This is a genomic window from Mycobacterium sp. SP-6446 (genome assembly GCF_001954045.1).
GTDB lineage: Bacteria > Actinomycetota > Actinomycetes > Mycobacteriales > Mycobacteriaceae > Mycobacterium.
Genome location: NZ_MBEM01000151.1, coordinates 1 through 8,432, shown reverse-complemented (window position 1 = coordinate 8,432; position 8,432 = coordinate 1). Strand labels below are relative to the sequence as shown.

Genomic DNA, 8,432 nt, shown 5'->3' with positions numbered 1-8,432 from the left:
TGCGTATGCCAATTCGCAGACAGCCAGGCCCGGCGTCATCGAGTCCTCAGCATCACCACATGGCCCGCCGCCGCGGATTTGGCTCTCTCGAGTTCGGCGATGTACTCGATCAGCGCCGACTCGTCGGCCGCCGAATCGAGCGCCGCTAATGTATCGAACATACGTTCGAGAGTAGCAGCCGCCACCGACAGCGCTACCCTGACCGGGTGAGCGCCGGAAAACGCATCCGGGTGGCCCGGGTCTACGACGCCGCGGGCGCCGACGACGGCCAGCGCGTCCTGGTCGATCGGATCTGGCCGCGGGGAGTCCGCAAGGACGACCCCCGGGTGGGAACCTGGTGCAAGGACGTCGCGCCGTCGAAAGAACTGCGTGAGTGGTACCAGCACAAGCCGGAACGGTTCGACGAATTCGCGTCGCGCTACACGGCGGAACTGCGCGACAGCCCCGCGCTGAAGGAACTGCGCAAGCTGACCAAACGCGGCGCCGTCACCCTCGTCACCGCCACCCGGGACGTCGACATCAGCCAGGCGGCCGTCCTGGCCAAGCTCCTGAAAAGCCGCTGAGACGGTCGCGCGATGCGGCTGGGATTGCACGCGCTGGGAATCGGCACCGGCGCCGACCGTGCGGTGATCGATGCCGTCGCCTCGGCCGCCGACAGGTGCGGCTTCGCCACTTTGTGGGCCGGCGAACACGTCGTCATGGTGGACCGGTCGGAGTCACGCTATCCGTATTCCGAGGACGGCGTCATCGGTGTTCCGGCACAAGCGGATTGGCTCGACCCAATGATCGCACTGAGTTTCGTCGCCGCCGCCTCATCGCGGATCGGCGTCGCGACGGGTGTGTTGCTGCTGCCCGAACACAATCCGGTCGTGGTGGCCAAACAGGCCGCGAGCTTGGACCGGTTGAGCGGCGGGCGACTGACACTCGGGGTAGGAGTCGGATGGTCCAGGGAGGAATTCACTGCGCTCCGAGTGCCTTTCGAACATCGCGCGGCTCGCACGGCCGAATACGTCGCCGCCATGCGCACGTTGTGGCGCGACGACGTCGCCTCGTTCGACGGGACGTTCGTCGGCTTCGATTCGATTCGCGTCAACCCCAAGCCAGCCCGCGATCGCCGTATCCCGATCGTGGTCGGGGGCAACAGCGATGCGGCACTGCGGCGCGTTGCGGCATGGGCGGATGGCTGGTACGGCTTCAACCTCGCCGGCGTCGAGGCGGTGCGTGAACGGATCGGAAAGCTGCGGCGGCTATGCGGCGAGGCCGGGCGCGACCGCTCCGAACTGAGGCTGGCCGTGGCGTTGAGTGAGCCCAGCGTTCGCGATATCGATGCGCTGGTGGAGTTGGGCGTTGACGAGTTGGTACTGGTCGAGGCGCCACCCGACCGTCCCGGGGTGGCCGCCGACTGGGTTTCGGCGCTGGCCGATCGGTGGATGGGTAGGCTCCCCGGTTGACATGACTGAAGCCGAACCCATCCTGCGGCGGGAGCTGACCGATATCCCGGACGAGGTGCGCGCCGTCCCGCCGCCGCCCATACCGGAATTGCCCGCGCCATACGGTTTGCGCCTCGCCGACCCGGACGCCGACGCCGAGATGATCTCGACGTGGATGAACATGCCGCACCTGGCCGAGTCGTGGGAGTACGCCTGGCCAGCGGAGCGCTGGCATCGTTACCTGCGTGCGCAACTAGACAGCACGTTTTCTCGCCCGTTCGTCGCCAGCCATGATGGGGCAGACCGCGGATACGTCGAATTATACCGGGCGGCAAAGGATTCCATTGCTGCCCGATACGAGTACGATCCCTACGATCTAGGCCTGCACGTCGCGGTCGCCGATTTGGACTACCTACAACAGGGACATGTGAGCTTCTTGCTGCCGCACCTGCTGGCGAGCATGCTCGACCTCGACCCGCGATGCCGCCGGGTGATGTTCGACCCGGATCACCGTAATGTCTTGGCGCGCAAGTTTTGTGAGCGTGGCGGTTGCGTGTTTTTGGGCGAACACGACATGTCGAACCGGCGGATGGCCCTGTACGCGTTGGTCCGCACGCCCGAGGATGTCCCCCGGCCGCGAGAGGCGTAATCAGTAGTCGTGGCGTGCCAGCGTGATGTCACCGAGCCGCTGGGTCTCGTCCAGCGACAGTGCGGCCGGAACCATCTCACTCGTCACCAGCCCGTGCCGGCTCGTCACCTCGTCGACGATATCGAAGCTGCGCGCGATCGACTGCGGCGTGTCGACGATGATCGTGGTCACCGGAACCCGCCGTGCCAGCTGGAATAGCTTGTCCCCGTGGGGTTTATGGTCCCCATGGAATCCCCAGATACCGCGCAGCACCGTCGCCCCCCGGGCCGTTTCCGAATGCAGCAGTCGCTGCACTAGCGCCCGATGGATCGGCAGCCCATCCTGGATGGTTCCCTCGGCCGTGTATACCATCAGCTTCTGCCACAGGGTGCGTCCCTGGTCGTCGGTTGCCGGCAGGTCCTGGGGCCGGGCGAACAGCTCACCGTCGCGTTTGCACAGTCGCACCCGCTCGACGGTCAGTATCGGGTTGGGCGTCGCGGTAGCCAGTTCGGTTGCGGCGGCTGCGACTTGCGCCGTCGACCCGACGGCGATGATCATGACCGGAACGTTGACGTTGCGCCCGAAGAAGTGAGCGCGGTAGCGCTCGCCGTGCGCCGTCCCGTCGACACCGAGAAGCACGATGGCACCCGCAAATCCGTGCCGGTAGAGCAGGTCGCATATCGCGTGGTGCGCCCGTCTGCCGGCGATGCGTTCTTGGCGGCCGACGTACACGGTGAGTTTGGCGGCATCCCCGTTGTGGGTGTCGAAGTCCGCAAGCGCATCGGAGCCCAGCTGGCGCGTCACCAGCCGCGCGCGCTCGAGGGTCACCAGCCCGCGGCCCGTCATCGCCCCGACGTCGTCGACCAGGGAGCGGATCTTCGGCTCGACGTCGACCGCGGCGATCGCCACCGCAGGATCCTCGGACAGACTCAGCGATACGTCATTGCGCAGCTCGCGGCTCGGCCCGAAGCTGGCGATACCGCGCAACATCACACTGGTCGCGACGTCGCTGGTGCCGAACAAGTCCAGCATCTCGTCGGCCAGAAACCGCCCGCTCGTGCCGACGGCGCGTTGACGCTCGCCAAAGTACGCGGTCAACTTCAGGCAGGGCTGGTTCATATCCGGTCCGCAATCCATTGTCCGAGCAGCGCCGCGGCCATGCCCAGCACGACGCTGACGACGATGTTGGCGATCGCCGCCCAGGTCTGGCGCTCCTCGCCGAGCCGCTGCGTTTCCAGCATCCACGTGGAGAAGGTCGTGTAGGCGCCGACGAACGCCGTGTCGACCAGCAGGGCCGCATCCTTGCTCAGCGCCAGCCCGCCGAGCAGCCCGAGTAACGCCGCACCGCTGACGTTGACCGCGAGCGTGCCGAACGGAAACGGCTGCGCAACGCGCCGAGCCACCGCGCGATCGACTACGAAACGCAGCACCGAGCCGACGCCGCCGACGAGCACGACGCCGGCCCACACCAGGACAGCCGCGCCGCCCGTCATCCGCGCACCCGAACCCGGCGAACCAACACCGTGGCCAGGTGCACCGCCAGCAAGCCCAGCACGATGCTGGCGACGGTGTAGCCGACGGCGAGGCCCCAATGGCGGTGTTCGATCATCTTCAGCGTTTCGACCTGCATCGTCGAGAAAGTGGTCAAACCGCCGCACAATCCGGTGCCGAGGAGCGGCCGCCGGTAACTCGACAGCGGCAGCCGCTCCAGCAGTCGGGTCGTGAAGTAACCCACCAGAAAGGCCCCGACGATGTTGACCGTGAACGTCGGCCACGGCCAGCTCGCGGGGTCGTCGACTGTCAGGGTGCTCAGTGCGGCCCGGGCCAGGGCGCCCAGCGCACCGCCGGCGAAAACCGCGGCCAACTCGCGATAGTCGTGACGAGGCACCTAAGCAGCCTAGGCAGGACATCGGCAGAATTGGCGTCATGGTGGCCAACCCGCGCGCCGGCCAGCCGGCCCGACCCGAAGACCTCGTCGATCTGCCCCATCTGGTGACGTCGTATTACGCGATCGAACCCGATCCCGACGACGTCGCTCAGCAGGTGGCGTTCGGCACGTCGGGTCACCGCGGCTCCTCGTTGAACGGGGCCTTCAACGAAGCCCACATTTTGGCGATCACCCAGGCCATCGTCGAGTACCGCGCGGCGCAGGGGACTACCGGGCCGTTGTTCATCGGCCGTGACACGCATGGCCTCTCGGAGCCGGCCTGGGTGTCGGCGCTCGAGGTGCTCGCGGCCAATGACGTCGTCGCCATGATCGACGCGGCCGACCGGTACACGCCCACGCCGGCGGTTAGCCACGCGATCCTGACGTATAACCGCGACCGCACCGACACGCTGGCCGACGGCATCGTCGTGACGCCGTCGCACAACCCGCCGTCCGACGGAGGCTTCAAGTACAACCCACCGAACGGGGGACCGGCCGACACCGATGCGACCAACGCAATAGCCAAGCGCGCCAACGAAATTCTGCGCTCTGGATCGGGCGTCAAGCGGGTGCCGCTGGCCCGGGCGCTGCCCGCCGCCCAGCGCTACGACTATATGGCCACGTATGTCGAGGACCTGCCCAATGTGGTCGACGTCGATGCGATTCGCGCGGCCGGGGTGCGGATCGGCGCCGACCCGCTCGGCGGGGCGAGCGTGGATTATTGGGGCGCAATAGCGGAGCGGCACGGGCTCGAGCTGACGGTGGTCAACCCGTTGGTCGACGCGACGTGGCGGTTCATGACGCTCGACCACGACGGCAAGATCCGGATGGACTGCAGCTCTCCGGACGCGATGGCATCGCTGATCGCGAACCGGGACCGCTATCAGATCGCGACCGGCAACGACGCCGACTCCGACCGCCATGGCATCGTGACGCCCGACGCGGGGCTGCTGAATCCGAATCACTACCTCGCGGTCGCCATCGACTACCTCTATACCCATCGGCCGTCCTGGCCGGAGGGCATCGCGGTCGGCAAGACCGTGGTCAGTTCGTCGATCATCGACCGCGTGGTCGCCGGCCTCGGCCGCAAGCTCGTCGAGGTGCCGGTCGGGTTCAAGTGGTTCGTCGACGGCCTGATCGGCGGCACGATCGGCTTCGGCGGCGAGGAGTCGGCGGGGGCGTCGTTCCTGCGCCGCGACGGAACGGTGTGGACCACCGACAAGGACGGCATCATCCTGGCGCTGCTGGCTTCCGAGATCCTGGCCGTCACCGGCTCGAGTCCCTCCCAGCGCTACGAGGAGCTGACCGTCGAGTACGGGACACCGTCCTACGCGCGCGTCGACGCGCCCGCCGACCGCGACCAGAAGGCGCGGCTGGCCAAGCTGTCGCCCGACGAGGTCACCGCGTGCGACCTGGCCGGTGAGCCGATAACCGCCAAGCTCACCGCCGCGCCCGGAAACGGCGCGCCGCTGGGTGGGCTGAAGGTGACGACGGCCAACGCGTGGTTTGCCGCGCGGCCGTCGGGCACAGAGGACGTCTACAAGATCTATGCGGAATCGTTCAACGGCCCCGAGCATCTGGCCGAGGTGCAGAAGACTGCCCGCGAGGTGGTGAACCAGGTCATCGGATAGGGCCCTGAACTGCGACTTTGAACGCATGTTCCCAGTGGTGTAGCTTCGATGGGCACAACTTCTCGGGGCTATGGCGCAGCTGGTAGCGCACCACACTGGCAGTGTGGGGGTCAGGGGTTCGAGTCCCCTTAGCTCCACCCAGAGACCTGCCCATGTGGCACGATCCTCGACACATGGGTCACGAAACGTACGTCATTGCCTCCACGCCTCGTTCGGGTAGTTCGCTCCTGGCCGGTGGCCTCGTTGCGACTGGAGTTGCCGGGCGGCCCGAAGAGTACTTCACGCCCGACCACATCGGGTCCTATAGGGAGGACTTGAAACTGCCGGCGAATTGCTCGTGGACCGAATATCTGGCGAAGGTCATGGCGTTCGCGGCGACGGAGAACGGTATTCGGGGTATCAAAATTCATTGGCGGCATGTCGTTTCGCTCGCGCAAGCACTGGGTTTTCGTGGCGATCCGGGGGCCGTTCTCGAGATGCTTTTTCCGGCAGCAGCTTTCGTCAATATCGTCCGTGCTGACCGGCGCGCGCAGGCCATATCGCTGTTTCGTGCCGAAGCGACCGGCGAGTGGTTCCGTTCTTCCCGCTCGTCGGGGAGAGTGCGTCCGTGGGGGCTCTACCTGGACCGCCCCACGCCCGGCCAGCCGGCGGCCGATCTCACCGGCGTGGCACCGACGTACGAGCAGATCATCGAGATGGAACGGACCCTCGACGCCGAACAAGCGGCTTGGACCAACTACTTCAACACTCGGGGCCATAAGGTTCTGACGGTCCGCTATGAAGATCTCGACGAGAACTATCGCGGTGAGATTGCGCGAGTCTTGCGATTCCTCGGCGCCGATCCCGTACACGCCGCCGATTTGCCCGAACCCCCGCTCGAGCGTCAGTCCGACCACATCAACGAACACTGGCGGCGACTCATCGACGAGGAGTGGGCTTAGGTGTATCCCGATACACCTAGGCCAGGAGCTGGGTCAGCCCGTTGATGATGAGCTCGAGTCCGAACTCAAACTCCTCGGCCAACGGAACCGGCAGGTGGTCGGCGACTCGAATGGTGGCGGGAAATTCGACTGGGTTTACGCCACGGAACCGGTCCGATGCCATTGCGTCGTGCATTTCGGCGGCGGTGCTGTGTCCGGTCAGTTGGATGGCGAAGCCCAGGACGTGGCGGGCCACGGTGGCGTAGGACCGTGCCGCGAGGTCTGGCGGGAATCCGCTGTCTAGTAGCAGAGCGATGATTTTTTCGCGGCCAGCCATCGCATTTCGTCCGATCGGTATCCGCTCGATGAGTAGCGGGGCGACGTTCGGGTGGCGTCGCAAGACCTCAAATGTCTTGCGCGCGAACGACTTACACATCTCCTGCCATGACTCGGAATCAACGGTGTCGTATTCGGCCTCGCCGAACACCCGGTCGATGACCTGAGCCACCAAATCCGACCGGTTGGCGAAGTGCCGGTACAGCGTCGCGGTCCCGGAATTGAGTCGCTGTGCCAACGTCCGCATGGACAATGCGTCGGCGCCGTCTTCGTCGACGATTTGCAGCGCCGTATCGATGATCCGATCGAGGGGAAGCGGGGGACGTCCACGAGAGGGTCGAGGCGCTTCGTCCCGCCGCTGTGTGGTCGTCACGGGGCCAGTATGGCGGGTCTTGACAACAGGACGCAATAACGGCAACACTGTATCCATTATTGACTTGGATGGTCAGCTTCAACCACGACACGGAGATCTTGCGATGTTGCTTCCACTCGCCACGGAGCCCTTTGTGGCTCCCACAGACCGAGACATGCTCCCGTCGGAGCGGCGTACGTTCGTGCGCACCCACCGCACCTGCGTCTTCGGATACCGGCGCCGGCACGACGGTCCGGCCATGTCGATCGTGTACTACATACCGACCGACGACGACGAACTGCTCATCTCGACGATGGCGGGACGCGGCAAGGCGCGCATTGTCGAACGCGACGGAAAAGTAAGCCTCTGCGTGCTGGACGAGCGCTGGCCTTTCGCCTACCTGCAGGTGTACGCCGACGCGACGGTCGAGCGTGACCGCGACCTCGTGGTCGACGTGATGATGGCGGTCGCCGCACGCATGTCGGGCCAGTCGCTGGGCGAAGAAGCCCGCCCGTACGTCGAGGAAATGGCCGCCAACGAGGACCGAGTCGTCGTCCGCTGTCAGCCCTACTCGACGTTCGCTCAACCGCCGCGCCATCTGCACCGCAACGACCAGGAAGAGCGGATCACGCACTGGACGTCGGCCGTCGTCCGATGGGACGCCCCAGACCCGGCGTAGTCGCCATGGTCGCCGACCGGGCGCCGCGCGGGCTTGCCGACCACGGCCTTGACGCGGCAGGGCGGCGGTGGAAGAACTGGCGGTGTGACTCGCATCGTCGACTCGGACCAGCATCTCTACGAGAGTCGGTCGCTGTGGGCCGACCATATCGACCCCGATGCGCGCGACGACGCCTTGAGCCTGGTGGACGACGAACTCGGTTACACCTGGCTCGACTGGCGCGGCGCTCACCTCGCCCTCGCCGACGTCCACCTTCCCGGCAACACCGCATCCTGTGGGGAGCACCGCAACCGTCAACGGGCCGGGAAGCCCCCCTCCTATCGGTACGACGACGCGCTACCCGCCTCCTACTGGCAGCCCGCGGCCCGGCTTCGCTGGCTCGATGCCGCGGGCCTCGACGAGGCGGTCCTGTTCCCCAATTTCGGCTTGCTCTGGGAGCGCCGCCTGTCGCCGAGGCTTCCGGCGATGACCGCCAACATGGCGGCATGGAACCGGTGGTGCGCCGCCGTTCAGGCCGAAGGTGGCGGGC

At 66.2% G+C, this 8,432-nt stretch carries 12 protein-coding genes and 1 tRNA gene; 8 read left to right on the top strand and 5 right to left on the bottom strand.

Annotation, left to right across the window (positions count from 1 at the left end; translation table 11 throughout):
- Positions 1 to 35: 35 nt before the first annotated feature.
- Entirely contained in the window at positions 36 to 161 is a 126-nt protein-coding gene (locus A5736_RS26815; RefSeq protein ID WP_371328384.1) for a hypothetical protein, read from the bottom strand.
- Positions 162 to 206: 45 nt separating this feature from the next.
- Here A5736_RS26815 and A5736_RS13910 point away from each other — a divergent pair, with 45 nt between their 5' ends.
- Genes A5736_RS13910 through A5736_RS13900 form a run of 3 tightly spaced genes read left to right on the top strand, consistent with a single transcriptional unit; the run spans position 207 to position 2,079 of the window.
- On the top strand, positions 207 to 563 hold the full coding sequence (locus tag A5736_RS13910; protein ID WP_076246827.1) for a DUF488 domain-containing protein: 357 nt from the start codon (positions 207 to 209) through the stop codon (positions 561 to 563).
- 12 nt (positions 564 to 575) lie between these two features.
- Entirely contained in the window at positions 576 to 1,451 is an 876-nt protein-coding gene (locus A5736_RS13905) for an LLM class F420-dependent oxidoreductase (protein WP_076246825.1), read from the top strand.
- A gap of 1 nt (position 1,452) precedes the next feature.
- Positions 1,453 to 2,079, top strand: a complete 627-nt coding sequence (locus A5736_RS13900) for a GNAT family N-acetyltransferase (protein ID WP_076246824.1) — start codon at positions 1,453 to 1,455, stop codon at positions 2,077 to 2,079.
- Here the strand turns inward: A5736_RS13900 and A5736_RS13895 are convergent, their stop codons facing one another.
- From A5736_RS13895 to crcB (A5736_RS13885), 3 genes are read right to left on the bottom strand one after another with little or no spacing between them, the layout of a single operon-like run.
- Positions 2,080 to 3,177, bottom strand: coding sequence for a DUF190 domain-containing protein (locus tag A5736_RS13895; protein ID WP_076246822.1), 1,098 nt, complete (start codon positions 3,175 to 3,177; stop codon positions 2,080 to 2,082).
- Positions 3,174 to 3,551: a fluoride efflux transporter CrcB gene (crcB, locus tag A5736_RS13890; protein WP_076246821.1), complete on the bottom strand. Its 378-nt coding sequence runs from the start codon at positions 3,549 to 3,551 to the stop codon at positions 3,174 to 3,176. The genes A5736_RS13895 and crcB (A5736_RS13890) overlap by 4 nt, the downstream gene beginning before the upstream one ends.
- Positions 3,548 to 3,946, bottom strand: a complete 399-nt coding sequence (crcB, locus tag A5736_RS13885) for a fluoride efflux transporter CrcB (protein WP_076246819.1) — start codon at positions 3,944 to 3,946, stop codon at positions 3,548 to 3,550. The genes crcB (A5736_RS13890) and crcB (A5736_RS13885) overlap by 4 nt, the downstream gene beginning before the upstream one ends.
- A 38-nt stretch (positions 3,947 to 3,984) precedes the next feature.
- Here crcB (A5736_RS13885) and pgm point away from each other — a divergent pair, with 38 nt between their 5' ends.
- The 3 genes from pgm (at position 3,985) to A5736_RS13870 (ending at position 6,557) form a co-directional block, all read left to right on the top strand.
- Positions 3,985 to 5,616: a phosphoglucomutase (alpha-D-glucose-1,6-bisphosphate-dependent) gene (gene pgm, locus A5736_RS13880; protein ID WP_076246817.1), complete on the top strand. Its 1,632-nt coding sequence runs from the start codon at positions 3,985 to 3,987 to the stop codon at positions 5,614 to 5,616.
- Between the two features lie 64 nt (positions 5,617 to 5,680).
- Positions 5,681 to 5,753 (top strand) — tRNA-Ala (locus A5736_RS13875).
- Between the two features lie 36 nt (positions 5,754 to 5,789).
- On the top strand, positions 5,790 to 6,557 hold the full coding sequence (locus A5736_RS13870) for a Stf0 family sulfotransferase (protein WP_175611272.1): 768 nt from the start codon (positions 5,790 to 5,792) through the stop codon (positions 6,555 to 6,557).
- Between the two features lie 16 nt (positions 6,558 to 6,573).
- Here A5736_RS13870 and A5736_RS13865 read toward each other — a convergent pair whose 3' ends face one another.
- Positions 6,574 to 7,245: a TetR/AcrR family transcriptional regulator gene (locus A5736_RS13865; RefSeq protein ID WP_076246814.1), complete on the bottom strand. Its 672-nt coding sequence runs from the start codon at positions 7,243 to 7,245 to the stop codon at positions 6,574 to 6,576.
- 103 nt (positions 7,246 to 7,348) lie between these two features.
- Between A5736_RS13865 and A5736_RS13860 the strand changes: the two genes are divergently transcribed.
- The gene (locus A5736_RS13860) at positions 7,349 to 7,903 is read left to right on the top strand and encodes a pyridoxamine 5'-phosphate oxidase family protein (protein ID WP_076246813.1); all 555 of its coding nucleotides are present in this window, start codon (positions 7,349 to 7,351) and stop codon (positions 7,901 to 7,903) included.
- Between the two features lie 84 nt (positions 7,904 to 7,987).
- Positions 7,988 to 8,432 (top strand): hypothetical protein (locus A5736_RS13855; RefSeq protein WP_371328383.1); only part of this gene is annotated, 445 nt, incomplete at its 3' end.

Excerpts from the sequence above, each read along its gene's own strand:
- crcB (WP_076246821.1), bottom strand. The coding sequence starts at position 3,551 with ATGACGGGCGGCGCGGCTGTCCTGGTGTGGGCCGGCGTCGTGCTCGTC.
- A5736_RS13860 (WP_076246813.1), top strand. The coding sequence starts at position 7,349 with ATGTTGCTTCCACTCGCCACGGAGCCCTTTGTGGCTCCCACAGACCGA.
- A5736_RS13870 (WP_175611272.1), top strand. The coding sequence starts at position 5,790 with ATGGGTCACGAAACGTACGTCATTGCCTCCACGCCTCGTTCGGGTAGT.
- pgm (WP_076246817.1), top strand. The coding sequence starts at position 3,985 with ATGGTGGCCAACCCGCGCGCCGGCCAGCCGGCCCGACCCGAAGACCTC.
- A5736_RS13895 (WP_076246822.1), bottom strand. The coding sequence starts at position 3,177 with ATGAACCAGCCCTGCCTGAAGTTGACCGCGTACTTTGGCGAGCGTCAA.
- A5736_RS13905 (WP_076246825.1), top strand. The coding sequence starts at position 576 with ATGCGGCTGGGATTGCACGCGCTGGGAATCGGCACCGGCGCCGACCGT.
- A5736_RS13900 (WP_076246824.1), top strand. The coding sequence starts at position 1,453 with ATGACTGAAGCCGAACCCATCCTGCGGCGGGAGCTGACCGATATCCCG.
- A5736_RS26815 (WP_371328384.1), bottom strand. The coding sequence starts at position 161 with ATGTTCGATACATTAGCGGCGCTCGATTCGGCGGCCGACGAGTCGGCG.